This window comes from Pseudomonas sp. OF001 (assembly GCF_904426495.1).
In the GTDB taxonomy this organism is placed as follows: Bacteria; Pseudomonadota; Gammaproteobacteria; order Pseudomonadales; family Pseudomonadaceae; genus Geopseudomonas.
Window position 1 is genome coordinate 76319 of record NZ_CAJGBM010000064.1, and the last position, 23516, is coordinate 99834.

At 69.2% G+C, this 23516-nt stretch carries 22 protein-coding genes and 3 tRNA genes; 20 read left to right on the plus strand and 5 right to left on the minus strand.

Translation table 11 applies throughout. The features are described from left to right. Positions 1 to 67: 67 nt before the first annotated feature. Entirely contained in the window at positions 68 to 511 is a 444-nt protein-coding gene (locus RA210_RS20655; protein WP_136491403.1) for a thioesterase family protein, read from the minus strand. 110 nt (positions 512 to 621) lie between these two features. Here RA210_RS20655 and RA210_RS20660 point away from each other — a divergent pair, with 110 nt between their 5' ends. After that, positions 622 to 1383: a YdcF family protein gene (locus RA210_RS20660; protein ID WP_201487856.1), complete on the plus strand. Its 762-nt coding sequence runs from the start codon at positions 622 to 624 to the stop codon at positions 1381 to 1383. Here RA210_RS20660 and queG read toward each other — a convergent pair whose 3' ends face one another. Beyond that, on the minus strand, positions 1384 to 2448 hold the full coding sequence (queG, locus tag RA210_RS20665) for a tRNA epoxyqueuosine(34) reductase QueG (RefSeq protein ID WP_201487857.1): 1065 nt from the start codon (positions 2446 to 2448) through the stop codon (positions 1384 to 1386). It abuts the gene before it with no gap. A 62-nt stretch (positions 2449 to 2510) separates the two neighbouring features. Here queG and RA210_RS20670 point away from each other — a divergent pair, with 62 nt between their 5' ends. From RA210_RS20670 to RA210_RS20725, 12 genes are all read left to right on the plus strand, one after another. Further along, entirely contained in the window at positions 2511 to 4013 is a 1503-nt protein-coding gene (locus RA210_RS20670; RefSeq protein ID WP_201487858.1) for an NAD(P)H-hydrate dehydratase, read from the plus strand. Next, positions 4001 to 4474: a tRNA (adenosine(37)-N6)-threonylcarbamoyltransferase complex ATPase subunit type 1 TsaE gene (gene tsaE, locus RA210_RS20675; protein WP_201487859.1), complete on the plus strand. Its 474-nt coding sequence runs from the start codon at positions 4001 to 4003 to the stop codon at positions 4472 to 4474. The genes RA210_RS20670 and tsaE overlap by 13 nt, the downstream gene beginning before the upstream one ends. A gap of 2 nt (positions 4475 to 4476) precedes the next feature. Then, entirely contained in the window at positions 4477 to 5967 is a 1491-nt protein-coding gene (locus RA210_RS20680; protein ID WP_201487860.1) for an N-acetylmuramoyl-L-alanine amidase, read from the plus strand. Then, positions 5964 to 7859, plus strand: coding sequence for a DNA mismatch repair endonuclease MutL (mutL, locus tag RA210_RS20685; protein WP_201487861.1), 1896 nt, complete (start codon positions 5964 to 5966; stop codon positions 7857 to 7859). The genes RA210_RS20680 and mutL overlap by 4 nt, the downstream gene beginning before the upstream one ends. 38 nt (positions 7860 to 7897) lie before the next feature. Continuing rightward, entirely contained in the window at positions 7898 to 8872 is a 975-nt protein-coding gene (gene miaA, locus RA210_RS20690) for a tRNA (adenosine(37)-N6)-dimethylallyltransferase MiaA (protein ID WP_201487862.1), read from the plus strand. A 110-nt stretch (positions 8873 to 8982) separates the two neighbouring features. Continuing rightward, the gene (gene hfq, locus RA210_RS20695; protein ID WP_136491409.1) at positions 8983 to 9231 is read left to right on the plus strand and encodes an RNA chaperone Hfq; all 249 of its coding nucleotides are present in this window, start codon (positions 8983 to 8985) and stop codon (positions 9229 to 9231) included. 15 nt (positions 9232 to 9246) lie between these two features. Then, a complete protein-coding gene (gene hflX / locus RA210_RS20700) occupies positions 9247 to 10548 on the plus strand; it encodes a ribosome rescue GTPase HflX (RefSeq protein ID WP_201487863.1) in 1302 nt (433 codons plus the stop codon). A 99-nt stretch (positions 10549 to 10647) separates the two neighbouring features. Further along, entirely contained in the window at positions 10648 to 11811 is a 1164-nt protein-coding gene (gene hflK / locus RA210_RS20705; RefSeq protein WP_201487864.1) for an FtsH protease activity modulator HflK, read from the plus strand. Continuing rightward, entirely contained in the window at positions 11811 to 12680 is an 870-nt protein-coding gene (hflC, locus tag RA210_RS20710) for a protease modulator HflC (protein WP_136491406.1), read from the plus strand. Before hflK ends, hflC begins: the two co-directional genes overlap by 1 nt. Before the next feature lie 106 nt (positions 12681 to 12786). Beyond that, positions 12787 to 12972, plus strand: coding sequence for a DUF2065 domain-containing protein (locus RA210_RS20715; protein WP_136491415.1), 186 nt, complete (start codon positions 12787 to 12789; stop codon positions 12970 to 12972). Between the two features lie 32 nt (positions 12973 to 13004). Continuing rightward, the gene (locus tag RA210_RS20720; RefSeq protein WP_201487865.1) at positions 13005 to 14192 is read left to right on the plus strand and encodes an ATP phosphoribosyltransferase regulatory subunit; all 1188 of its coding nucleotides are present in this window, start codon (positions 13005 to 13007) and stop codon (positions 14190 to 14192) included. Positions 14193 to 14245: 53 nt separating this feature from the next. Further along, complete coding sequence (locus tag RA210_RS20725) at positions 14246 to 15541, plus strand: adenylosuccinate synthase (protein WP_136491145.1); 1296 nt, start codon at positions 14246 to 14248, stop codon at positions 15539 to 15541. A gap of 146 nt (positions 15542 to 15687) precedes the next feature. Here the strand turns inward: RA210_RS20725 and RA210_RS20730 are convergent. The 3 genes from RA210_RS20730 to RA210_RS20740 all read right to left on the minus strand — a co-directional run bounded on the left by RA210_RS20730 (position 15688) and on the right by RA210_RS20740 (position 16096). After that, a tRNA-Leu gene (locus tag RA210_RS20730) sits at positions 15688 to 15774 on the minus strand. A gap of 74 nt (positions 15775 to 15848) precedes the next feature. Further along, a tRNA-Leu gene (locus RA210_RS20735) sits at positions 15849 to 15935 on the minus strand. Between the two features lie 74 nt (positions 15936 to 16009). Further along, positions 16010 to 16096 (minus strand) — tRNA-Leu (locus RA210_RS20740). A gap of 211 nt (positions 16097 to 16307) precedes the next feature. On the opposite strand from RA210_RS20740, the gene rnr reads away from it, so the two are divergent. The 7 genes from rnr to dnaB all read left to right on the plus strand — a co-directional run bounded on the left by rnr (position 16308) and on the right by dnaB (position 23498). After that, positions 16308 to 19007, plus strand: coding sequence for a ribonuclease R (gene rnr, locus RA210_RS20745; protein WP_201487866.1), 2700 nt, complete (start codon positions 16308 to 16310; stop codon positions 19005 to 19007). After that, positions 19004 to 19756: a 23S rRNA (guanosine(2251)-2'-O)-methyltransferase RlmB gene (gene rlmB, locus RA210_RS20750; protein ID WP_136491143.1), complete on the plus strand. Its 753-nt coding sequence runs from the start codon at positions 19004 to 19006 to the stop codon at positions 19754 to 19756. Before rnr ends, rlmB begins: the two co-directional genes overlap by 4 nt. 167 nt (positions 19757 to 19923) lie before the next feature. Further along, a complete protein-coding gene (rpsF, locus tag RA210_RS20755) occupies positions 19924 to 20334 on the plus strand; it encodes a 30S ribosomal protein S6 (protein WP_136491142.1) in 411 nt (136 codons plus the stop codon). Positions 20335 to 20364: 30 nt separating this feature from the next. Next, a complete protein-coding gene (gene rpsR / locus RA210_RS20760) occupies positions 20365 to 20595 on the plus strand; it encodes a 30S ribosomal protein S18 (protein WP_136491141.1) in 231 nt (76 codons plus the stop codon). A gap of 34 nt (positions 20596 to 20629) precedes the next feature. Continuing rightward, positions 20630 to 21520, plus strand: coding sequence for a hypothetical protein (locus RA210_RS20765; RefSeq protein ID WP_201487867.1), 891 nt, complete (start codon positions 20630 to 20632; stop codon positions 21518 to 21520). A gap of 21 nt (positions 21521 to 21541) precedes the next feature. Further along, positions 21542 to 21988: a 50S ribosomal protein L9 gene (rplI, locus tag RA210_RS20770; RefSeq protein ID WP_090351833.1), complete on the plus strand. Its 447-nt coding sequence runs from the start codon at positions 21542 to 21544 to the stop codon at positions 21986 to 21988. A 115-nt stretch (positions 21989 to 22103) separates the two neighbouring features. After that, a complete protein-coding gene (dnaB, locus tag RA210_RS20775) occupies positions 22104 to 23498 on the plus strand; it encodes a replicative DNA helicase (RefSeq protein WP_136491139.1) in 1395 nt (464 codons plus the stop codon). Positions 23499 to 23516: the final 18 nt, after the last annotated feature.

The window sequence follows — 23516 nt, forward strand, 5'->3', positions numbered from 1 at the left end:
CGAAAGCCCCTAAGCATACATGACCCCCGCGGATCTGGGGAAACCCTGATCCGCGGGGGCGCGGGCGTCATGCCCGGGCTTCGCGGGCGGCCTGCAGGCGCTTCTCGGTGCTCTTCAGCAGACGCTCGGTGGCGACGATGGCGCGGGTATGGCGGCCCTCGCCGACCTTGCCGCCGGCATCGAACAGCTCGACGCGGAAGGCGTACAGCTTGCCCTCCATGCCGAGGAAGGTGGCACGGGCGCGCACCGTCTCGAACAGCGGGGTGGCGGCCAGGTGGGTGACGTCGACGCCGACGCCGACCGACAGCTCGCCGTCCCCGAGCAGCGGGCGCATCAGGCGGGCGGCGGCCAGCTCCATCAGGCCGACCATGCGCGCGGTGGCCAGCACGTCGGGGAAGTCGTCGCCGGGCTCGCTGCACAGGGTACGCGGCGAGTCGCTGCCGGCCACGCGGTAGTCGAGTTCGTAGTGGCTGTCGACGGCCAGGGCCGGGGCATCGGGTCGGGTGGTCATGGCGGGATTCCTGCGAAGTGGCGAATGGAGCGCCATGCTAAGGGGGAGGGTCGGAACGAATCCACTCTATGATGCCGCGACCGTCGCCGGTCGGGACAAGGAGGATTGCGGTGCCGTTGCGCTATCTGTTCAAGCAGTTGCTGCTGCCGCCGGGCGGCCTGTTGCTGCTCCTGCTGCTCGCCTTCTGGTGGCGGACGCGCCGTCCGCGCCGGGCGCTGGCCTGCGCCGTGCTGGGGCTGGGCGGCCTGTGGCTGATGAGCCTGCCGGCGGTGGTCGAGCTGGGCGCGCGCCTGCTCGAGCACGAGCCGGCGCTGGAGCGGGCGGCGTGGCCGACGCTGGCGCAGCGCGCCGAGGCCATCGTGGTGCTCGGCGGCGGCCGCGAGCGCGGCGATCCGGGTTGGGGCGGCGACCAGCCGAGCCTGCTGGCGCTGGAGCGCGCCCGCCTGGCGGCGCGCCTGCACTGGGTCAGCGGCCTGCCGATCCTCGCCAGCGGCGGCCTGCACCGGGGCGAACCGCCCAGCGAGGCCGAGCTGCTGGCTGCGGTGCTCAGCGAGGACTTCAGCGTCGCGCTGCGCTGGCAGGAGGGGCGCAGCCGCACCACCTGGGAGAACGCCACGCTGAGCGCGCCGCTGCTGCGCGACGCCGGGGTCAGGCGCATCGTGCTGGTCACCCAGGCCTGGCACATGCCGCGGGCGCGCTGGTGCTTCGAGCGCCAGGGCTTCGAGGTGATTCCCGCGCCCATGGGTTTTCTCGGCGTGGCCAATGGCCGGCCGCTGGGCGGCTGGCTGCCGGAGGCCGTGGCGATCTGGCAGAGCAGCCTGCTGCTCAACGAGGCGGTGGGGCGCCTGCTCTATCCGCTGCTCTATCGCTGATCAGGCCGCGCCGTGGCGCGCCAGCGCCCATTCGACGTGCTCGCGGACCAGTTCGCTGGGGTACTCGCGGCGCAGGCGCAGCGCCTCGAGCACCGGGATGCTGGCGGGCGCGTTGCCCAGGCCGACCGCCAGGTTGCGCAGGAAGCGCTCGTAGCCGGCGCGGCGCAATGGCGAGCCCTCGGTGCGGGCGAGGAACTCCTCCTCGCTCCAGCGGAACAGTTCGGCCAGCTCGCTGTTGTCCAGGCCGTGGCGCGGGCGGAAGTCGTCCTGCTGCGTCGGCCGGGCGAAGCGGTTCCACGGGCACACCAGCTGGCAGTCGTCGCAGCCGAACACCCGGTTGCCGATCGGCGCGCGCAGTTCCTCGGGAATGGCGCCCTTGAGCTCGATGGTCAGGTAGGAGATGCAGCGCCGCGCATCCAGCAGCTGCGGGCCGATGAAGGCGGCGGTCGGGCAGACGTCCAGGCAGGCCTGGCAGCGCCCGCAGTGCTCGCGCTCGTGCGCTGCGTCGACCGGCAGCGGCAGGTCGACGAACAGCTCGCCGAGGAAGAACCAGCTGCCGGCCTGCTTGTTCAGCAGCAGGGTGTTCTTGCCGATCCAGCCGAGTCCGGCCTGCTGCGCCAGGGCCTTCTCCAGCACCGGCGCGCTGTCGACGAAGGCGCGGTAGCCGAACGGGCCGATCGCCGCCTGGATGCGTTCGGCCAGCTGCTGCAGGCGCTTGCGCACCAGCTTGTGGTAGTCGCGGCCCAGCGCGTAGCGCGACACGTAGGCCTTGTCCGGGCTGGCCAGCACCTCGGCCATGCGCGTGTCGCCGGGCAGGTAGTCCATGCGCAGCGAGACCACCCGCAGGGTGCCGGGGACCAGCTCGGCCGGCCGCGAGCGCTTGCTGCCGTGGGCGGCCATGTAGTCCATCTCGCCCTGGTAGCCGGCGGCCAGCCAGCGCGCGAGGTGCGCCTCGTGCTCGCCCAGTTCGACGCCGGCGATGCCGACCTGCTGGAAGCCCAGTTCGCGGCCCCAGGTCTTGATCGCCTGGGCGAGGGCGGCGGGATCGGGGGCGCTGGTCGACATGGCTGGCGGTGCTCGGGGGCAGGGTGGGTATAATTGTGCCAGAGCCTCGAGTCGAATGGTCCATGCCGCTGACTGCCCCCGCCTTGCCCCTAGCCCTCCATCGCGCCGCCCAGGTCCGCGAGCTGGACGCGCGCCTGATCGCCGCCGGCACCCCCGGCAGCGAGCTGATGCAGCGCGCCGCCCATGCCCTCTGGTGCGCGCTGCGCCGTCGCTGGCCGGACGCCGGCGAGATCACCGTGCTGGCCGGGCGCGGCAACAATGCCGGCGACGGCTACCTGGTCGCCGCGCTGGCCCGGCGCGCCGGCTGGCGCGCGCGGGTGCTGGCGGTCGCCGATCCGGCGCAGCTGGGCGGCGATGCCGCCGCCGCCCATGCCGCGGCGCAGGCCGCCGGGGTGGCCGTCGAGCCGTGGCGCGAGTGCGCGCCGCTGACCGGCGTACTGGTCGACGCTCTGCTCGGCACCGGTCTGGCGGGCGAGGTGCGCGAGCCCTACGCCCAGGCCATCCGCCTGGCCAACGCCAGCGGCCAGCCGGTGCTGGCGGTCGACCTGCCGTCGGGACTGTGCGGCGACAGCGGGCGGGTGCTCGGCGTGGCGATCCGCGCCGAACTGACGGTCACCCTGCTGGCGCTCAAGCTCGGCCTGTTCTGCCTGGACGGCCCTGACCACTGCGGCGAGCTGGCCTTCGACGACCTGCGCGCCGACCCGGCGCTGGTCGCCGAGCTGCCGCCGGCGGCGCTGCGCCTGACGGCGGACAGCGTGCCGCGCCTGCCGCCGCGGCCGCGCAACGCCCACAAGGGCCAGTTCGGGCACGTCCTGCTGGTCGGTGGCGACCTCGGCTACGGCGGCGCGGCGCTGCTCGCCGCCGAGAGCTGCCTGCGCGGTGGTGCCGGGCTGGTCAGCCTGGCCACCCGCGCCGAGCACGTGCCGGCCATGCTGGTCCGACGCCCGGAAGTGATGGCCCGCGCCGTGCAGTCGTCCTTCGAACTGCACGCGCTGCTCGCCCAGGCCGACGTGCTGGTGCTCGGTCCCGGCTGCGGCCAGGGCCCCTGGGCGCGCACCCTGCTGGCCGGCCTCGGCGCGCAGGGCAAGCGGCAGGTATGGGACGCCGACGCGCTCAACCTGCTGGCCGCCGGGCTGCTGGCGCCGCCGGCCGGCGACTGGCTGGTCACTCCGCATCCGGGCGAGGCGGCGCGCCTGCTCGGCTGCAGTAGCGCCCAGGTGCAGGCCGATCGCCCGGCGGCGGCGCTGGAGCTGGCGCGCCGGCTGAATGCGGTGGTGGTCCTGAAGGGACTCGGCAGCCTGGTGGCGACTCCGGGCGGGGAACTGCACCTGTGCGACCGAGGTCATCCGGCGATGGCCGGGGCCGGCCTCGGCGACGTGCTCGCCGGCCTGCTCGGCGCCCTGCTGGCGCAGGGCCTGGAAGTGGGCGCCGCGGCGCGGCTGGGCGTCTGGCTGCATGCCTGCGCCGGCGAGCGCCTGGGCCGCGGCGGACGCGGCCTGGCGGCCGCCGACCTGATCGAGACCATCCGTGAACTGCTGGAGGAGCACAGTCCGTGCCTGAAGTGACGCTGTACGCCGCTGACGAGGCGGCCATGCTGGCCCTGGGAGCGCGCCTGGCCGAGGTGACCGGCGGGCGCGGAGTGATCTGCCTGCATGGCGACCTGGGCATGGGCAAGACCACCCTGTCGCGCGGTATCCTGCGCGGCCTGGGCCATGCAGGGCCGGTGAAGAGCCCGACCTTCACCCTGGTCGAGCCCTACGAGCTGGGCGAGCGGCGGGTCTACCATTTCGACCTGTATCGCCTGGCAGATCCCGAGGAGCTGGAATTCTTCGGCATCCGCGACTATTTCCAAGGCGACGCGCTGTGCCTGATCGAGTGGCCCGAGCGCGGCGCCGGCATTCTGCCGAAGGCGGACCTGGACATCAGCATCGACGTGCATGGCGAGGGACGGGCGTTGCGCCTGCTGCCCCACGGCGCGCGGGGCGAGTCCTGGTGCGCCGCCCTGACGACTGTGGGAGTCCAATGAACATGGGATGGGCCCTTCGCCCCCGGGCGCTGCTTGCCGTACTGGGCACCCTGCTGGCCATGCTGGCCGCCGAGGTGGTGCATGCGGCCAGCGAGATTCGTGGCGTGCGCCTGTGGCGTGCGCCGGACAACACCCGCCTGGTGTTCGACCTCAGCGGGCCGGTGCAGCACAAGGTGTTCTCCCTGAGCGCGCCGGAGCGCATCGTCATCGACGTCGAGGGGGCCCAGCTGAGGACCCGTCTCGAGCAGCTGGCCACGGCCAACACGCCGATCACCGGCCTGCGCGCCGCCGAGCAGGCCCCCGGCAAGCTGCGCATCGTCATCGACACCGCCGCGATGGTGGAGGCGAAGAGCTTCAGCCTGGCGCCCAACCAGCAGTACGGCCATCGCCTGGTGGTCGACCTGTTCGATCAGGGCGAGGCGCCGCCGGCTGTGGCGCCCAAGGCGCCCGCGGCAGTGCCCGCGGTGGCCCAGGGGAGCGCTGCGCCGCCAGCGGCCGACACCCCGCCGCCGGTCGCGCCCGAAGCGCCGAAGACCGTGGTTCGCGAGGCGGCGGCCCGCCCGGCGCCGCTGCCCAGCGGCAAGCGCAACATCGTCATCGCCATCGACGCCGGCCACGGCGGCGAGGATCCGGGCGCCATCGGCCCGCGCGGCCTGCGCGAGAAGGTCGTGGTGCTGGAGATCGCCCGCGAACTGCAGCGCCTGATCAACCAGGAGAAAGGCTTCCGCGCCGAACTGGTGCGTACCGGCGACTACTTCATCCCGCTGCGCAAGCGCACCGAGATCGCCCGCAAGAAGGGCGCCGACCTGTTCGTCTCCATCCACGCCGACGCCGCACCGCGCGCGGCGGCCTTCGGCGCCTCGGTGTTCGCCCTCTCCGAAGGCGGCGCCACCTCGGAGACCGCGCGCTGGCTGGCCGACAGCGAGAACCGCTCGGATCTGGTCGGCGGCGTCGGCAGCGTCAGCCTCGACGACAAGGACCGCATGCTCGCCGGGGTGCTGCTCGACCTGTCGATGACCGCCACCCTGTCCTCCAGCCTGGACGTCGGCCACAAGGTGCTGGCGAACATGGGGCGCATCACCCCGCTGCACAAGCGCCGGGTCGAGCAGGCCGGCTTCATGGTGCTGAAGTCGCCGGACATCCCGTCGATCCTGGTGGAAACCGGGTTCATCTCCAACCCCGGCGAATCGCAGAAGCTGGCCACCAAGAGCCACCAGCAGGCGCTGGCGCGCTCGATCCAGAGCGGTGTGCGGCAGTTCTTCCACGAGAACCCGCCGCCTGGCACCTACATCGCCTGGCTGCGCGACCAGGGCAAGATCAAGGTGGGCGAGCGCGCCCACCGGGTGGCCCCGGGAGAGAGCCTGGCGCTGATCGCCCAGCGCTACCAGGTCAGCCAGGCCGCGCTGCGCAGCGCCAACCGTCTGGCCAGCGACAATCTCAAGGCCGGCCAGATGCTGACCATCCCGGCGCCGACCCTGGCGGCCCAGCCATGAGCGCACCGGCGCGCATCCAGCTGCTCACCCCGCGGCTGGCCAACCAGATCGCCGCCGGCGAGGTGGTCGAGCGGCCGGCCTCGGTGGCCAAGGAGCTGCTGGAGAACAGCCTGGACGCCGGCGCCACGCGCATCGACGTCGAGGTGGAGCAGGGCGGCATCAAGCTGCTGCGCGTGCGCGACGACGGCGCCGGCATCGAGCCGGACGACCTGCCGCTGGCCCTGGCCCGTCATGCCACCAGCAAGATCCGCGAGCTGGAGGATCTCGAGCGGGTGCTCAGCCTCGGCTTTCGCGGCGAGGCGCTGGCCTCGATCAGCTCGGTGGCGCGCCTGACCCTGACCTCGCGCCGGCGCGGCGCCCCGCAGGCCTGGCAGGTCGAGGTCGAGGGCAGCGACATGGCGCCGCGGGTGCAGCCGGCGGCGCATCCCGACGGCACCAGCGTCGAGGTGCGCGACCTGTTCTTCAACACCCCGGCGCGGCGCAAGTTCCTGCGCGCCGAGAAGACCGAGTTCGACCACCTGCAGGAGGTGATCAAGCGCCTGGCGCTGACCCACTTCGAGGTCGGCTTCCACCTGCGCCACAACGGCAAGGGCGTGCTCGGCCTGCATCCGGCGAAGGACGAAGTCAGCCGCGCGCGGCGGGTGGCCAGCGTCTGCGGCCCGGCCTTCCTCGAGCAGGCGCTGCCGCTCGACCTCGAGCGCAACGGCTTGCGTCTGTGGGGCTGGGTCGGCCTGCCGACCTTCTCGCGCAGCCAGGCCGACCTGCAGTACTTCTACGTCAACGGCCGCATGGTGCGCGACAAGCTGGTCGCCCACGCGGTGCGCCAGGCCTACCGCGACGTGCTGTACAACGGCCGCCACCCGGCCTTCGTGCTGTTCCTCGAGATCGACCCCGCGGTGGTCGACGTCAACGTGCACCCGACCAAGCACGAGGTGCGCTTCCGCGACAGCCGGATGGTCCACGACTTCCTCTACGGCACCCTGCACCGCGCGCTGGCCGACGTGCGCCCGGAGAGCCAGCTGGCCCCCGCCACTGCGCCGCGCGGCGAGCCGCAGGTCAGCGGCCTGGCCGCCGGCGAGTTCGCCGGGCAGAACGAGATGGCGCTGGCCGAGCATGTGCCGACGGCCACGCCGGCGGAGCCGGCCTGGCAGCCGCCGCTCGGCGGGCAGAGCCGCCCGGGCGGTGGAGGCGGCTATCGGCCGGTGCAGGCGCCGGCGGCCCAGCCGCAGGCCGAGCTGCAGGGCGCCTACCGCGAATTCTTCGCTCCGCTGGCCGGGCCGGCGGCGCTGCCCGAGGGGCAGGGCGACGTGCCGCCGCTGGGCTACGCGCTGGCCCAGCTCAAGGGCATCTACATCCTCGCCGAGAACGCCCACGGCCTGGTGCTGGTGGACATGCACGCGGCCCACGAGCGCATCACCTACGAGCGGCTGAAGAGCGCCATGGCCAGCGAGGGCCTGCGCGGCCAGCCGCTGCTGGTGCCCGAGTCCATCGCCCTCAGCCAGCGCGAGGCCGACTGCGCCGAGGAGCACGCCGCCTGGTTCGCCCGCCTCGGTTTCGAGCTGCAGCGCCTGGGGCCGGAAACCCTGGCGATCCGCCAGATTCCCGCGCTGCTCAAGCAGGCGCAGGCCAGCCAGCTGGTGCGCGACGTGCTCAGCGACCTGCTCGAGTACGGCTCCAGCGACCGCATCCAGGCCCATCTCAACGAGCTGCTGGCGACCATGGCCTGCCATGGCGCGGTGCGTGCCAACCGCCGCCTGACCCTGCCCGAGATGAACGCCCTGCTGCGCGACATGGAGAGCACCGAGCGCAGCGGCCAGTGCAACCACGGCCGGCCGACCTGGACCCAGCTGGGCATGGACGAGCTGGACAAGCTGTTCCTGCGCGGGCGCTGAGCGCCCTGCCTTCCCTCATCCCTACACCGAGTTCGCCGATGTCCGCGCTGCCCCCCGCCATCTTCCTCATGGGTCCGACCGCCTCGGGCAAGACCGACCTGGCCATCGAGCTGGCGCGGGTGCTGCCCTGCGAGATCGTCAGCGTCGACTCGGCGCTGGTCTACCGCGGCATGGACATCGGCACCGCCAAGCCGCCGCGCGAGCTGCTCGCCGAGTTCCCGCACCGGCTGATCGACATCCGCGACCCGGCCGAGAGCTACTCGGCCGCCGAGTTCCGCAGCGATGCGCTGGCAGCCATGGCCGAGATCACCGCCGCCGGGCGCATCCCGCTGCTGGTCGGCGGCACCATGCTGTACTTCAAGGCGCTGCTCGAGGGCCTGGCCGACATGCCTTCGGCCGATCCGCAGGTCCGCGCCCAGCTGGAGGTGCAGGCCGCCGCCGAGGGGCTCGCCGCGCTGCATGCCGAGCTGGCGCGGGTCGACCCGGAGTCGGCGGCGCGCATCCATCCCAACGACCCGCAACGCCTGGTCCGTGCCCTGGAGGTGTACCGGGTCAGCGGCCTGAACATGAGCGAGCATCGCCGCCGCCAGCAGGTGTTGCAAAATCTGCACGGCGGCGCGCCGCACGCACAGGCTTTCCCTTATACTGTCGCCCACCTGGCCATCGCCCCGGCGCAGCGCGCGCTGCTGCACGAGCGCATCGCCCGGCGTTTTCACCTGATGCTGGAACAGGGCTTCGTGGCCGAGGTCGAAGCGCTGCATGCGCGCGGCGACCTGCACCCGGGGCTGCCGTCGATCCGCTCGGTGGGCTACCGGCAGGTATGGGAATATCTCGAGGGCCGTCTGACCCGGGAGGAGATGGCCGAACGCGGCATCATCGCCACCCGCCAGCTGGCCAAGCGACAGTTCACCTGGCTGCGCAGTTGGTCGTCGCTGCACTGGCTCGACAGCCTGGCCGCAGACAATCTCGCGCGCACCTTGAAATACCTGCAGACTGTCGCCATTAATGGCTGAGTTTCGGCCCGCAGCCGGCTATCCTGTGGGGAAAGCGCCGTCGCAAGCCATGACTTCGTCGAATTCGACCTGATTAATACAATTACTTATCCCCTGAAGGAGTGTGGAAAATGTCAAAAGGGCATTCGCTACAAGACCCTTACCTGAATACCCTGCGTAAGGAACGCGTTCCGGTTTCCATCTATCTGGTCAACGGCATCAAGCTGCAGGGCCAGATCGAGTCGTTCGACCAGTTCGTCATCCTGCTGAAGAACACCGTCAGCCAGATGGTCTACAAGCACGCTATCTCCACCGTGGTTCCCAGCCGTCCGGTCCGTCTGCCCAGCAGCGAGTCGGGTGAGCCGGGCAACGCCGAATAAGCGGAGCCGCCGGTCTTGTTCTTTGAGCGCCACGAGGGTGGCGAGCGGGCCATCCTGATTCATCTGGACGGCCAGGCGCCCGAGGCGCGTGAAGATCCCGACGAGTTTCTCGAACTGGCCCGTTCGGCGGGTGCCGAGGTCGCTGGCTTCATCAGCGTACCCCGGCACCAGCCCACGGCACGCTTCCTGATCGGCAGCGGCAAGGTCGACGAGATCCGCGAGCAGGTCAGGGCCGAGCAGGCCGAACTGGTCATCTTCAACCACACCCTGACTCCCAGTCAGGAGCGCAACCTCGAGCGCGAGTTCGAATGCCGGGTGCTCGACCGTACCGGCCTGATTCTCGACATCTTCGCCCAGCGTGCGCGCACCCATGAAGGCAAGCTGCAGGTCGAACTGGCCCAGCTCGAGCACATGAGCACGCGCCTGGTGCGCGGCTGGACCCACCTCGAGCGGCAGAAGGGCGGCATCGGCCTGCGCGGCCCGGGCGAGACCCAGCTGGAAACCGACCGTCGCCTGTTGCGCGTGCGCATCCGCCAGATCAAGCAGCGCCTGGAGAAGGTGCGCAGCCAGCGCGAGCTGGCGCGCCGCGGGCGCAAGCGCGCCGAGGTGCCGGTGGTCTCGCTGGTCGGCTACACCAACGCAGGCAAGTCGACGCTGTTCAATGCGCTGACCGAGGCCGACGTCTACGCCGCCAACCAGCTGTTCGCCACCCTCGATCCCACCCTGCGCCGCCTCGAGTTCGCCGACGTCGGTCCGGTGATCCTCGCCGATACCGTGGGCTTCATCCGCCACCTGCCGCACAAGCTGGTCGAGGCGTTCCGCGCCACCCTTGAGGAGTCGAGCAACGCCGACCTGCTGCTGCACGTGATCGACGCCCACGAGCCCGAGCGCCAGCTGCAGATCGAGCAGGTCTACTCGGTGCTCAAGGAGATCGGTGCCGACCAGCTGCCGACCCTCGAGGTGTACAACAAGCTCGACCTGTTGCCCGGCGTGGCGCCGCAGATCCAGCGCGACGACAGCGGCAAGCCGGTGCGTGTCTGGCTGTCGGCCCGCGAGGGGCAGGGCCTGGACCTGCTGCGCCAGGCGATCACCGAACTGCTCGGCGATGACCTGTTCGTCGGCATCCTGCGCCTGCCGCAGCAGCTCGGCCGCCTGCGTGCCCAGCTGTTCGCGCTCGGTGCGGTGCAGGACGAGCAGCATGACGAGGAAGGTGCCATCCTGTTGAAGGTACGCCTGCCGCGGGTCGAGCTGAACAAGCTGGTCAGTCGCGAGGGCTGGAAGTCCGACGACTTTCTCGCGCAACACACTTTGCAATAAAGCCCGGGCGCCCGGCTTTGCCGCCGCTCGGAGGCTTTCGGTAGCATGGACGGATGTGCCCTGTGGGCACGTCTACGCGTTATCAGTGGGGAGAACGCTATGGCCTGGAATGAGCCGGGTGGCAACTCGAACGACAACGATCCCTGGGGCGGCCGCCGTGGCGGCGGTCGGCAGGGGCCACCGGATCTGGACGAAGCCTTGCGCAAGCTGCAGGACAACCTGAACAGCCTGTTCGGTGGTCGCAAGCGCAGCGGCGACAGCGGCGACAGCGGCGCGGGCGGCAAGGGCGGCGGTCTCGGCCTCGTGGCCATCGGCTTCGGCGTGCTCGCCGCGCTCTGGCTGTACAGCGCCGTCTACGTGGTGGACGAACAGGAGCAGGCGGTGATCCTGCGCTTCGGCAAGTACTACGAGACCGTCGGGCCGGGCCTGAACCTCTATCTGCCGCCGATCGACCGCAAGTTCCAGGAAAACGTCACCCGCGAGCGTGCCTACAGCAAGCAGGGCCAGATGCTCACCGAGGACGAGAACATCATCGAGGTGCCGCTGACCGTGCAGTACCGGATCAGCAACCTGCAGGAGTTCGTGCTCAACGTCGACCAGCCGGAAGTCAGCCTGCAGCACGCCACCGACAGCGCCCTGCGCCACGTGGTCGGCTCGACCTCGATGGACCAGGTGCTGACCGAGGGCCGCGAGCAGATGGCCGCCGACGTCAAGGAGCGCCTGCAGCGTTTCCTCGACACCTACAAGACCGGCATCACCGTCACCCAGGTCAACATCCAGAGCGCCGCCGCCCCGCGCGAGGTGCAGGAAGCTTTCGACGACGTGATCCGGGCCCGTGAGGACGAGCAGCGCGAGAAGAACCAGGCCGAGGCCTACGCCAACGGCGTGATCCCCGAGGCGCGCGGCCAGGCCCAGCGCATCGTCGAGGACGCCAACGGCTATCGCGAGGAAGTGGTCTCCCGCGCCCAGGGCGAGGCCGACCGCTTCAGCAAGCTGCTGGTCGAATACCGCAAGGCCCCGGAGGTGACCCGCCAGCGCCTGTACCTGGAGACCATGCAGGAGTTGCTGGGCAATACCAGCAAGGTGCTGATGAGCAGCGAGCAGGGGCAGAACAGCCTGCTCTATCTGCCGCTGGACAAGATGATGGAAGGCCGCGCGCCGCTGTCGACGCCGGTGATGCCGAGCATCCAGTCCGGTGCGGTGGAGGCGCCACGGGTGGGTTCGGATGCGCAGCGTGACCTGCGTTCGAGGGAGAGCCGCTGATGAGCAACAAGTCGCTGATCGCCCTGATCGCCGCCGCCGTGCTGGCGCTGGTGGGCTGGAACTGCTTCTACATCGTCCTGCAGACCGAGAAGGCGGTGCTGCTGCAGTTCGGTCGCATCGTCCAGGCCGACGTGCCGCCGGGCCTGCATGTGAAGATTCCCTACGTCAACCAGGTGCGCAAGTTCGATGCCCGCCTGCTGACTCTGGACTCGCCGACCCAGCGCTTCCTCACCCTGGAGAAGAAGGCGGTGATGGTGGACGCCTACGCCAAGTGGCGGGTGGCCGATGCCGAGCGCTTCTACACCGCCACCTCGGGCATGAAGCAGATCGCCGACGAGCGCCTGTCGCGCCGACTGGAGTCCGGTCTGCGTGACCAGTTCGGCAAGCGCTCCCTGCATGAGGTGGTGTCCGGCGAGCGCGATGCGCTGATGGCCGACATTACCCAGCTGCTCGACCGCATGGCGCGCCGCGAGCTGGGCATCGAGGTGCTCGACGTGCGGGTCAAGGCCATCGATCTGCCCAAGGAAGTCAACCGCAGCGTGTTCGAGCGGATGAGCACCGAGCGCGAGCGCGAGGCCCGCGAGCACCGCGCTAAGGGTCGCGAGCTGGCCGAGGGCATTCGCGCCGACGCCGACCGCCAGCGCCGCGTGCTGCTGGCCGAGGCCTACCGCGAGGCGGAGGAGCTGCGCGGCCAGGGCGATGCCCAGGCGGCGGCGATCTATGCCAAGGCCTACAGCCAGGACCCGGAGTTCTACGCCTTCCATCGCAGCCTGCAGGCCTACCGCGAGAGCTTCGCCGGCAAGCGCGACGTGATGGTGCTGGATCCCAAGGGCGACTTCTTCCGCTATCTGGAGCAGGTCAAGCCCTGACCGGTCCGCCCGGCGGCTGCCCGTGCAGCCGCCGGCGTGATCGCGGGGAAAACGTGTTATCATGAGTCAGCCGGGATTTCCCGGCTTTTTTGCGTCTGCGGGAACCATGTGGCAAGAACTCGGCATCGCTTTCTGTCTGCTGCTGGTGCTGGAGGGCATCCTGCCCTTCCTCTGTCCGCGGCGCTGGCGCGAGGCTGTCATCAGTCTGGCCGGGCTGGAGGATCGCCAGCTGCGGCTGATCGGACTGGGCAGCATGCTGCTGGGAACGGCGCTGCTCTACTGGCTCCGTTGAACACCACGCCCGGCCGAAAGGGGAGAGGCAATATGGCAACGCTGGACCGCTGGCTGCTGCCGGACGGAATCGAGGAAGTGCTGCCGGCAGAAGCGGCACGCATAGAGACGGCTCGCCGTCAGGTGCTGGACCTGTTCCGCAACTGGGGCTACGAGCTGGTCATCACTCCGCACATCGAGTACCTGGAGTCGCTGCTCACTGGCGCCGGCCAGGATCTCGACCTGCGCACCTTCAAGGTCACCGACCCGCTGTCCGGACGGCAGATGGGCTTCCGTGCCGACATCACCCCGCAGGTGGCGCGCCTCGATGCGCACACCCATCGCCAGGAGGGCCCGAGCCGCCTGTGCTACGCCGGCAGCGTGCTGCATGCGCGGCCGCGGGCGCTGTCCACCTCGCGCAGCCCGATCCAGATCGGCGCCGAGCTGTACGGCGACGCCAGCACCGCCAGCGACCGCGAGGTCATCGGCCTGATGCTCGAGGTGCTCGAGCTGGCCGGTGTCGCCGACGTGCACATGGATCTCGGCCATGTCGGTATCTACCGCGGCCTGGCCCGCGCCGCCGGCCTGTCCGGCGAGGCCGAGCAGCAGCTGTTCGACGCCCTGCAGCGCAAGGCCATCGACGAGATCGCCGAGTTGACCGCCGGCCTGCCGGCCGAGCAGGGCGCCATGCTGCGCGCCCTGGCCGAGCTGTGCGGCGGCCGCGAGGTGCTGGGCCAGGCGCGCGCGCAGCTGGCCGCGGCGCCGGCCGCCGTGCTGGCGGCGCTGGCCGAGCTGGAGGCGGTGGCCGACGAGCTGGCCGCCCACTACCCGGCGCTGCCGCTGTACTTCGATCTCGGCGAGCTGCGCGGCTACCACTACCACACCGGCATGGTGTTCGCCGCCTTCGTGCCCGGCGTCGGCCAGGCCATCGCCCAGGGCGGGCGCTACGACGACATCGGCGCCGACTTCGGGCGCGCGCGGCCGGCCACCGGCTTCTCCACCGACCTCAAGACCCTGGTCAGCCTCGGTCAGGCGATCCAGGCCGAGGCGCCGGGCGGCGTCTGGGCGCCGCAGGGCGGCGAGGCCGGCCTGTGGCAGGCCGTGCTCGAACTGCGCCGCAGTGGTCGGCGGGTGGTGCAGGCGCTGCCGGGGCAGAGCCTGGTCGATGCGCGCGCCGCCGGCTGCGACAGCGAATTGCGTTTACAGGAGGGTGGCTGGCAGGTTTCGCCGCTGGCTTCCTGAGTACTTTCACCGGCTTCGCGCCGGTACCGACCTTCCACGAGGGGACAAGTGTTATGGGTAAGAATGTCGTGGTCCTGGGCACCCAGTGGGGTGATGAGGGCAAGGGCAAGATCGTCGACCTGCTGACCGACCAGGCTGCCGCCGTGGTGCGCTACCAGGGTGGCCACAACGCCGGCCACACCCTGGTGATCGACGGCGAGAAGACCGTCCTGCACCTGATTCCGTCCGGCATCCTGCGCGACAACGTGCAGTGCCTGATCGGCAACGGTGTGGTGGTGGCGCCGGATGCGCTGCTCAAGGAAATCACCAAGCTGGAAGAGAAGGGCGTACCGGTGCGCGAGCGCCTGCGCATCAGCCCGGCCTGCACCCTGATCCTGCCGTACCACGTGGCTCTCGACCAGGCCCGCGAGGCGGCCCGCTCGGAAGGCAAGATCGGCACCACCGGTCGCGGCATCGGCCCGGCCTACGAGGACAAGGTCGCCCGCCGCGGCCTGCGCATCGGCGACCTGTTCAACCCCGAGCGCTTCGCGGTCAAGCTCAAGGAGCTGCTGACCTACCACAACTTCGTTCTCGAGAACTTCTACAAGGTCGATCCGGTCGACTACCAGAAGACCCTGGACGAGGCGCTGGCCTACGCCGAGATCCTCAAGCCGCTGGTCACCGACGTGGCCGCCCGCCTGCACGAGCTGCGCAAGGCCGGCGCCTACATCATGTTCGAGGGTGCCCAGGGCTCGCTGCTGGACATCGACCACGGCACCTACCCGTACGTGACCAGCTCCAGCACCACCGCCGGCGGCACCGCCACCGGCTCCGGCTTCGGCCCGCTGTACCTGGACTACATCCTCGGCATCACCAAGGCCTACACCACCCGCGTCGGTTCCGGTCCGTTCCCCACCGAGCTGTTCGACGAGGTCGGTGCCCGTCTGGCCAAGGTCGGTCACGAGTTTGGCTCGACCACCGGTCGCGCCCGCCGCTGTGGCTGGTTCGATGCTGTGATCCTGCGTCGCGCCATCGAGATCAACTCGATCTCCGGCCTGTGCCTGACCAAGCTGGACGTGCTCGACGGCCTCGAGACCGTCAAGCTGTGCGTGGCCTACAAGAACGCCGCCGGCGAGATCATGGGCGAGGCACCGACCGACGCCGACAGCTACGTCGGCCTCGAGCCGGTGTACGAGGAGATGCCGGGCTGGAGCGAATCCACCGTCGGCGCCAAGTCCATCGACGACCTGCCGGCCAACGCCCGCGCCTACATCAAGCGCGTGGAGGAGCTGGTCGGTGCGCCGATCGACATCATCTCCACCGGCCCGGACCGCAACGAGACCATCGTGCTGCGTCATCCGTACGCCTGAGGGGCGCGCTGTCGAGGAAAAGGCCGCTGATGCGGCCTTTTTCTTTTTTGCGGGTGACGGGTTTGCCGGAGTGTGCCGGCAGGGTGGGGTGCGACTTTTCTGCGGACGAAAAAAAACCGGATCTTGCGATCCGGTTTTTTGGGAATTGGTGCCCAGGAGAAGACTCGAACTTCCACGATATTGCTATCACTGATACCTGAAACCAGCGCGTCTACCAATTCCGCCACCTGGGCGTGCCATGTTTGCCGTTACCGGCGAAGCCTGACTGCTTCTTTCGTCAACATCCGCTTGCGCGTCTGCTTGGAATTGGTGCCCAGGAGAAGACTCGAACTTCCACGGTATTTCTACCACTGATACCTGAAACCAGCGCGTCTACCAATTCCGCCACCTGGGCGTGCCATGTCTGCCGTTGCCGGCGAAGCCTGACTGCTTCTTTCGTCAGCATCCGCTTGCGCGTCTGCTTGGAATTGGTGCCCAGGAGAAGACTCGAACTTCCACGGTGTTGCCACCACTGATACCTGAAACCAGCGCGTCTACCAATTCCGCCACCTGGGCTAATAGTGCGATGATTGCTCATCTGCTCTATCGTTACAGCCTGCAGTTGTTGCTGCTGCTGTGGGCGCGCATCATAAGGGTGGCCTCGTCGGCTTGTAAACCCCTGATGCGAAAAAAATTTATTGTGCCGACGAAGCTGCCCTGCAGGGCGCTTTCGCGCTTCAATATAGGCATGACCAAGAGCAAGACAACCAAGGGTGAAAACCGACACATGGCCGATTGGCAAAGCCTCGATCCCGAGGCCGCCCGCGAGGCGGAGAAATACGACAACCCCATTCCCAGCCGCGAGCTGATCCTCGCCCACCTGGCCGAGCGCGGTGCGCCGGCGAGCCGGGCGCAGCTGTTCGAGGAGCTGGGGCTGGCTGGCGAGGAGGCCGAGGAGGCCCTGCGCCGCCGGCTGCGCGCCATGGAGCGCGACGGCCAGCTGATCTATACCCGCCGCGGCACCTATGCCCCGGTGGACAAGCTCGACCTGATCCGTGGGCGCGTCAGCGGCCACCGTGACGGCTTCGGCTTCCTGATTCCCGACGACGGCAGCGACGACCTGTTCCTCAGCCCGGCGCAGATGCGCCTGGTGTTCGACGGCGATACCGCGCTGGCACGCGTCTCCGGCGTCGACCGCCGCGGTCGCCGCGAGGGCGCGCTGGTCGAGGTGCTCAGTCGCGCCCACGAGACCCTGGTCGGCCGCTTCTTCGAGGAGAGCGGCGTCTCGGTGGTGGTCGCCGACAACCCGAAAATCCAGCAGCAGGTGCTGGTGCTGCCCGGCAAGCAGGGTGCGGCGCGGCATGGCCAGTTCGTCCAGGTGCGCATCGACGTCTGGCCGACCACCTTCCGTCAGGCCCAGGGCGAGGTGGTCGAGGTGCTCGGCGACTACATGGCGCCGGGCATGGAGATCGAGGTGGCGCTGCGCAGCTACGACCTGCCGCACGTCTGGCCGGAGGCCGTGCTGGCCGAGGCGAAGAAGCTCAAGCCCGAGGTGGACGAGAAGGACAAGGAAAAGCGCGTCGATCTGCGCAAGCTGTCGTTCGTCACCATCGACGGCGAGGACGCCCGCGACTTCGATGATGCTGTGTATGCCGAGGCGCTGAAGGGCGGTGGCTGGCGGCTGTTCGTCGCCATCGCCGACGTGTCCCACTATGTGAAGGTCGAATCGGCGCTGGACGCCGAGGCCATCGAGCGCGGCAACTCGGTGTACTTCCCCGAGCGGGTGATTCCGATGCTGCCGGAGGAGCTGTCCAACGGCCTGTGCTCGCTCAATCCGCTGGTCGACCGTCTGGCCATGGTCTGCGACATGACCGTGTCGAAGCGCGGCGAGCTGACCGGCTACCAGTTCTACGAGGCGGTGATCCATTCCCATGCGCGCCTGACCTACACCAAGGTCAGCCAGTTGCTGGAGAAGCCCAACTCGACCGAGGCCCGGTTCCTTCGTCAGCAGATGCCGCACCTGGTGCCGCACCTGCGCCAGCTGTATGCGCTGTACAAGGCGCTGCTGGCGGCGCGCCAGGTGCGCGGCGCCATCGACTTCGAGACCCAGGAGACGCGCATCGTCTTCGGCGCCGACCGCAAGATCACCGAGATCCGCCCGACCCAGCGCAACGATGCGCACCGGCTGATCGAGGAGTGCATGCTGTGCGCCAACGTCGCCACCGCGCGCTTCCTCGAGGAGCACGAGATCCCGGCGCTGTACCGGGTGCACGACGTTCCGCCGGCGGAGAAGCTGGAGAAGCTGCGCAGCTTCCTCGCCGAACTGGGGCTGACCCTGTATCGCGGCAAGGGCGAGCCGACGCCCAAGGACTACCTCAATCTGCTCGAGGCGGTGCGCGAGCGTCCGGACTATCACCTGATCCAGACGGTGATGCTGCGCTCGCTCAGCCAGGCGGTGTACAGCCCGGAGAACGCCGGCCACTTCGGCCTCAATTACGAGGCCTACGCCCACTTCACCTCGCCGATCCGTCGCTACCCGGACCTGCTGGTGCACCGGGCGATCCGCAGCGTGATCCGTTCCAAGCGGCAGACCGACAAGGTGGTGCGGGTCGGCGCGGCCAGCCTGCCCAAGGCGCGCATCTATCCCTACGACGAGGAGCGCCTGGCCTGGTTCGGCGAACAGTGCTCGATGACCGAGCGGCGCGCCGACGAGGCGACCCGTGACGTGGTCAACTGGCTGAAGTGCGAGTACATGCGCGACCGCGTCGGCGAGACCTTCCCCGGCGTGGTCACCGCGGTGACCGGCTTCGGCCTGTTCGTCGAGCTGACCGACATCTACGTGGAAGGCCTGGTGCACGTCACCGCGCTGCCGGCCGACTACTACCACTTCGACCCGGTGCACCATCGCCTCTCCGGCGAGCGCTCCGGGCGCAGCTTCCGTCTCGGCGACAGCGTCGGGGTGCTGGTGGCGCGCGTCGATCTCGACGAGCGCAAGATCGACTTCGAGCTCAGCGACAACCCGCTCACCGCGCTGCCGGCGCGCAAGCGGCAGGCGAAGACAGGCCGGGAGGCGGCCGGCAAGGCGCCGGAGCGCAAGCGCGGCGCGCCGCGCGAGCTGGAGGCGACCGGCTCGCCTGCGCCTTCGCGCCGCGAGGCGGGCAAGACCGGCCGGGTGCAGGCGCTGCCCGAGGTGGCTCCGGAGCTGCTCGAGCAGGCCGACCTGCTGCTCGGCAACATCGATGTCGAGAAGAGTCGGGCGGTGAAGAAGAAACTGCTCGATGAGGCCAAGGCGTCGACGAAGCCGTCGGCCAAGGCCGACAAGGGCAAGACCAAGGCCAAGACGGCGGCGGACAAGAAGAAGGCCGTTCCCCGGCCGCACCGGGTTTCCGGGGCGGCCAAGGGCAAGGGCAAGAGCAAGGCAAGCAAGAAGCCCGCGACCGACGCATCGGCCGGGCGAGCCATACGTAAACGCAAGGTCGAAGAATGAGTCAGTGGGAACGGGTTTACGGCGTGCATGCTGTGGAGGCATTGCTGCGCCATCACCCCAAGCGGGTCAAGCAGCTGTGGCTGGCCGAGGGGCGCCAGGATCCGCGGGTGCAGGCGCTGGTGCAACTGGCCAGTGAGGCGCGCGTGCCGGTCGGTCAGCGCGAGCGGCGCGAGCTGGACGAGTGGGCCGAGGGCGTGCACCAGGGCGTGGTCGCCGAGGTCAGCCCCAGCCAGGTGTGGGGGGAGAACTACCTCGAGGAGCTGCTGGCGCGCGGCGAGTCGGTGCCGCTGCTGCTGGTGCTCGACGGGGTGACCGACCCGCACAACCTCGGCGCCTGCCTGCGCACCGCCGACGCCGCCGGCGTGCAGGCGGTGATCGTGCCCAAGGACAAGTCGGCGACCCTCAACGCCACGGTGCGCAAGGTCGCCTGCGGCGCCGCCGAGGTGGTGCCGCTGGTGGCGGTGACCAACCTGGCGCGCACCCTCGAGAAGCTGCAGCAGCAGGGCCTGTGGATCGTCGGCACCGCCGGCGAGGCGACCCAGGAGATCTTTGATCTCGACCTGCGCGGGCCGACCGTGCTGGTGATGGGCGCCGAGGGCAAGGGCATGCGCCGGCTGACCCGCGAGCACTGCGACTACCTGGCCAAGCTGCCGATGGGCGGCAGCGTCAGCAGCCTCAACGTCTCGGTGGCCACCGGCGTCTGCCTGTTCGAGGCGGTGCGCCAGCGCCGCCCGCTCCCGGGCGTCTGAAATCCCGCCCCGCCTGGTTGCGGGGCGGTCCTGCCCTCCGTACAATGCTGCCCCTTGTCGTCCCGGCAGGCGCATGCGCGTCCGCCCAGCGGCAAGCACACACGAAACATTCACTCCTTGCCTGACCGCTATCCTGGCGGCAGGCTGCATACCCGTAAGGAGCATTTATGCGTCATTACGAAATCGTCTTCCTGGTTCACCCGGATCAGAGTGAGCAGGTTGGCGGCATGGTCGAGCGTTACACCAAGACCATCGAAGAAGACGGTGGCAAGGTTCACCGCCTGGAAGACTGGGGTCGTCGTCAGCTGGCTTACGCCATCGACAACGTGCACAAGGCCCACTACGTGCTGATGAACGTCGAGTGCAGCGCCGCTGCCCTGGCCGAGCTGGAAGACAACTTCCGCTACAACGACGCCGTCATCCGCAACCTGGTGATCCGTCGTGACGCCGCCGTCACCGAGCAGTCCGAGATGCTCAAGGCCGAAGAAAGCCGCAACGAGCGCCGCGAGCGTCGTGACCGCAGCGAAAGCGCCGAAGGCGCCGCTGAAGGCAGCGACGGCGACAGCGCCGACGAGTAATCTTCGTAACCAGTATTGAGGAGCCACTTCATGGCACGTTTCTTCCGTCGTCGCAAGTTCTGCCGTTTCACCGCTGAAGGCGTTGTCGAGATCGATTACAAGGATCTCAACACCCTGAAGGCCTACGTCTCCGAAACCGGCAAGATCGTTCCGAGCCGTATCACCGGCACCAAAGCCAAGTATCAGCGTCAGCTGGCCACCGCCATCAAGCGTGCCCGCTACCTGGCCCTGCTGCCCTACACCGACAGCCACGGCCGCTGAGGCCAGGCCCGTCGACAGGTCAACGGATTAACCCATGCGGGCACTGGCTGACTTCGTCATGCGTGGACGCCTGCAGGCCACCCTCGCGGTGGTCGTCGCGGCAGCCCTGCCCATGCTGTTCTGGGTGGGCGCGGCAGCCGGCGCGCTGGTCCTGCTGCGCCGCGGCCTGAGCGACGCCCTGGGCGTCGTGCTGTGGGCGCTGCTGCCGACCCTGCTGTGGTGGCACTTCGGCGAGCCGCGGCCGCTGCTGGTGCTGTTCGGCAGTCTGGCCCTGGCCGTGGTGCTGCGCGCCAGCGTGTCGTGGACGCGGGTGCTGCTGGCCAGCGTGGTGCTCGGCGTGCTGTATGGCGTGGTCATCGACGCGGTGTTCGGCGAGACGGTCGAGCGCAACGCCGCCGAGCTGCTCGAGCTGATGCCGCAGATGCTCGGCGACGCCTACCAGCAGATGGGCGCGGACGACAGGGCCCGCATCGGCGCGCTGCTGGCGCCGGTGCTGACCGGGCTGATGGCCGCGCTGCTGCAGCTGCTCAGCCTGTTGTGCCTGCTGCTGGGGCGTTACTGGCAGGCCCTGCTGTACAACCCCGGCGGTTTCGGTCGCGAGTTCCGCGCCATCCGCCTGCCGGCACCGCTGGCCGTGACCCTGCTGGTGGGCGTGTTCCTGCTGCCGGGGCTGGGCATCGAGCTGGCCATGCTGACGCCGCTGTGCAGCGTGCCGCTGGCCTTCGCCGGCGCCGCGCTGGTGCACGGGCTGGTGGCCCAGCAGCGCCTCGGGCGCTTCTGGCTGGTGGGGATGTACGTGTCGCTGCTGTTGTTCATGCAGCTGGTGTATCCGTTGTTGGTCGTGTTGGCCGTGGTCGACAGTCTGTTTGATTTCCGTGGGCGCGCCGGGCGCGATGCGCCGGGGCCCACGGACGGTGAAGGTTAAAAGTTAAGAGGTTAAAGCCAAATGGAAGTTATCCTGCTGGAAAAAGTCGCCAACCTGGGCAACCTGGGCGACAAGGTGAACGTCAAGGCCGGTTACGGTCGCAACTACCTGCTGCCGCAGGGCAAGGCCACCGCCGCTACCGCCGAGAACGTTGCCGCGTTCGAAGCCCGTCGCGCCGAGCTGGAGAAGCTGGCTGCCGAGAAGAAGGCCTACGCCGAATCCCGCGCCGCTCAGCTGGCCGAGCTGGAAGTCACCATCACCGCCACCGCTGGCGATGAAGGCAAGCTGTTCGGCTCCATCGGCACCCACGACATCGCCGACGCCCTGACCGCCTCCGGCGTGGAAGTGGCCAAGAGCGAAATCCGCCTGCCCAACGGTGCCATCCGTCTGGTCGGCGAGTACGACGTGGCCGTGCACCTGCACAGCGACGTCGATGCCACCGTTCGCGTGGTGGTGGTGGCCGCCTAAGGCTGCCATCGATGCCCGTGCATCTCTGATGCCGGGCAGCTAACATCGGGCACGCCCTGCATCCGCAGGCGTGCCCTTTGTCTTTCTGCAGTACGGTGAACAGGGTAGCGAAGCGATGAACGAGATCAGCGTCCCCGCGCAATACGACCTGGAGACCGCCGCCCTCAAGGTGCCGCCGCACTCCATCGAGGCCGAGCAGGCGGTGATCGGCGGCCTGATGCTGGACAACAACGCCTGGGAGCGGGTGCTCGATCTGGTCTCCGACGGCGATTTCTATCGCCACGACCATCGGCTGATCTTCCGGGCCATCTACAAGCTGGCCGAGCGCAACCAGCCGTTCGACGTGGTCACCCTGTCCGAGCAGCTCGACAAGGAAGGCCAACTGGCCCAGGTCGGCGGCCTGGCCTACCTCGGCGAGCTGGCCAAGAACACCCCGTCGGTGGCCAACATCAAGGCCTACGCGCAGATCATCCGCGAGCGCGCCACCCTGCGCCAGCTGATCGGCATCAGCAACGAGATCGGCGACAGCGCCTACAACCCGCAGGGGCGCGGCGCCGACGAGATCCTCGACGAGGCCGAGCGCAAGATCTTCGAGATCGCCGAGGCGCGGCCGAAGACCGGCGGTCCGGTCGGCCTCAACGAGCTGCTGACCAAGGCCATCGACCGCATCGATACCCTGTTCAACACCCACGAGGCGATCACCGGCATCTCCACCGGCTTCGCTGACCTGGACGAGAAGACCAGCGGCCTGCAGCCGGCCGACCTGATCATCGTCGCCGGCCGCCCGTCGATGGGCAAGACCACCTTCGCCATGAACCTGGTGGAGAACGCCGTGCTGCGCAGCGACAAGGCGGTGCTGGTGTACTCGCTGGAGATGCCCGGCGAGTCGCTGGTGATGCGTATGCTGTCCTCGCTGGGGCGCATCGACCAGACCAAGGTGCGTTCCGGTCGCCTCGACGACGACGACTGGCCGCGCCTGACCTCGGCGGTCAACCTGCTCAACGAGCGCAAGCTGTTCATCGACGACACCGCCGGCATCAGCCCCTCGGAAATGCGCGCGCGCACCCGCCGTCTGGTGCGCGAGCACGGTGACCTGGCGCTGATCATGGTCGACTACCTGCAGCTGATGCAGATCGGCGGCTCGGGCGGCGAGAACCGCACCAACGAGATTTCCGAGATCTCCCGCTCGCTGAAGGCGTTGGCCAAGGAATTCAACTGCCCGGTGATCGCCCTGTCGCAGCTCAACCGCTCGCTGGAGCAGCGGCCCAACAAGCGCCCGGTCAACTCGGACCTGCGCGAATCGGGCGCCATCGAGCAGGACGCCGACGTGATCATGTTCGTCTACCGCGACGAGGTGTACCACCCGGAGACCGAGCACAAGGGCGTCGCCGAGATCATCATCGGCAAGCAGCGGAACGGCCCGATCGGTACCGTGCGTCTGGCCTTCCTCGGCAAGTACACCCGCTTCGAGAACCTCGCGCCGGGGATGTACAACTTCGAGGACGAATGATCGCCGGACTGTGGCCGA

What these genes read in the sequence shown, in the direction of transcription:
- RA210_RS20655 (WP_136491403.1), bottom strand. Translation starts at nt 511, where the DNA reads ATGACCACCCGACCCGATGCCCCGGCCCTGGCCGTCGACAGCCACTAC.
- queG (WP_201487857.1), bottom strand. Translation starts at nt 2,448, where the DNA reads ATGTCGACCAGCGCCCCCGATCCCGCCGCCCTCGCCCAGGCGATCAAG.
- RA210_RS20670 (WP_201487858.1), top strand. Translation starts at nt 2,511, where the DNA reads ATGCCGCTGACTGCCCCCGCCTTGCCCCTAGCCCTCCATCGCGCCGCC.
- RA210_RS20680 (WP_201487860.1), top strand. Translation starts at nt 4,477, where the DNA reads ATGGGATGGGCCCTTCGCCCCCGGGCGCTGCTTGCCGTACTGGGCACC.
- mutL (WP_201487861.1), top strand. Translation starts at nt 5,964, where the DNA reads ATGAGCGCACCGGCGCGCATCCAGCTGCTCACCCCGCGGCTGGCCAAC.
- miaA (WP_201487862.1), top strand. Translation starts at nt 7,898, where the DNA reads ATGTCCGCGCTGCCCCCCGCCATCTTCCTCATGGGTCCGACCGCCTCG.
- hfq (WP_136491409.1), top strand. Translation starts at nt 8,983, where the DNA reads ATGTCAAAAGGGCATTCGCTACAAGACCCTTACCTGAATACCCTGCGT.
- hflK (WP_201487864.1), top strand. Translation starts at nt 10,648, where the DNA reads ATGGCCTGGAATGAGCCGGGTGGCAACTCGAACGACAACGATCCCTGG.
- hflC (WP_136491406.1), top strand. Translation starts at nt 11,811, where the DNA reads ATGAGCAACAAGTCGCTGATCGCCCTGATCGCCGCCGCCGTGCTGGCG.
- RA210_RS20715 (WP_136491415.1), top strand. Translation starts at nt 12,787, where the DNA reads ATGTGGCAAGAACTCGGCATCGCTTTCTGTCTGCTGCTGGTGCTGGAG.
- RA210_RS20720 (WP_201487865.1), top strand. Translation starts at nt 13,005, where the DNA reads ATGGCAACGCTGGACCGCTGGCTGCTGCCGGACGGAATCGAGGAAGTG.
- RA210_RS20725 (WP_136491145.1), top strand. Translation starts at nt 14,246, where the DNA reads ATGGGTAAGAATGTCGTGGTCCTGGGCACCCAGTGGGGTGATGAGGGC.
- rnr (WP_201487866.1), top strand. Translation starts at nt 16,308, where the DNA reads ATGGCCGATTGGCAAAGCCTCGATCCCGAGGCCGCCCGCGAGGCGGAG.
- rlmB (WP_136491143.1), top strand. Translation starts at nt 19,004, where the DNA reads ATGAGTCAGTGGGAACGGGTTTACGGCGTGCATGCTGTGGAGGCATTG.
- rpsF (WP_136491142.1), top strand. Translation starts at nt 19,924, where the DNA reads ATGCGTCATTACGAAATCGTCTTCCTGGTTCACCCGGATCAGAGTGAG.
- rpsR (WP_136491141.1), top strand. Translation starts at nt 20,365, where the DNA reads ATGGCACGTTTCTTCCGTCGTCGCAAGTTCTGCCGTTTCACCGCTGAA.
- RA210_RS20765 (WP_201487867.1), top strand. Translation starts at nt 20,630, where the DNA reads ATGCGGGCACTGGCTGACTTCGTCATGCGTGGACGCCTGCAGGCCACC.
- rplI (WP_090351833.1), top strand. Translation starts at nt 21,542, where the DNA reads ATGGAAGTTATCCTGCTGGAAAAAGTCGCCAACCTGGGCAACCTGGGC.
- dnaB (WP_136491139.1), top strand. Translation starts at nt 22,104, where the DNA reads ATGAACGAGATCAGCGTCCCCGCGCAATACGACCTGGAGACCGCCGCC.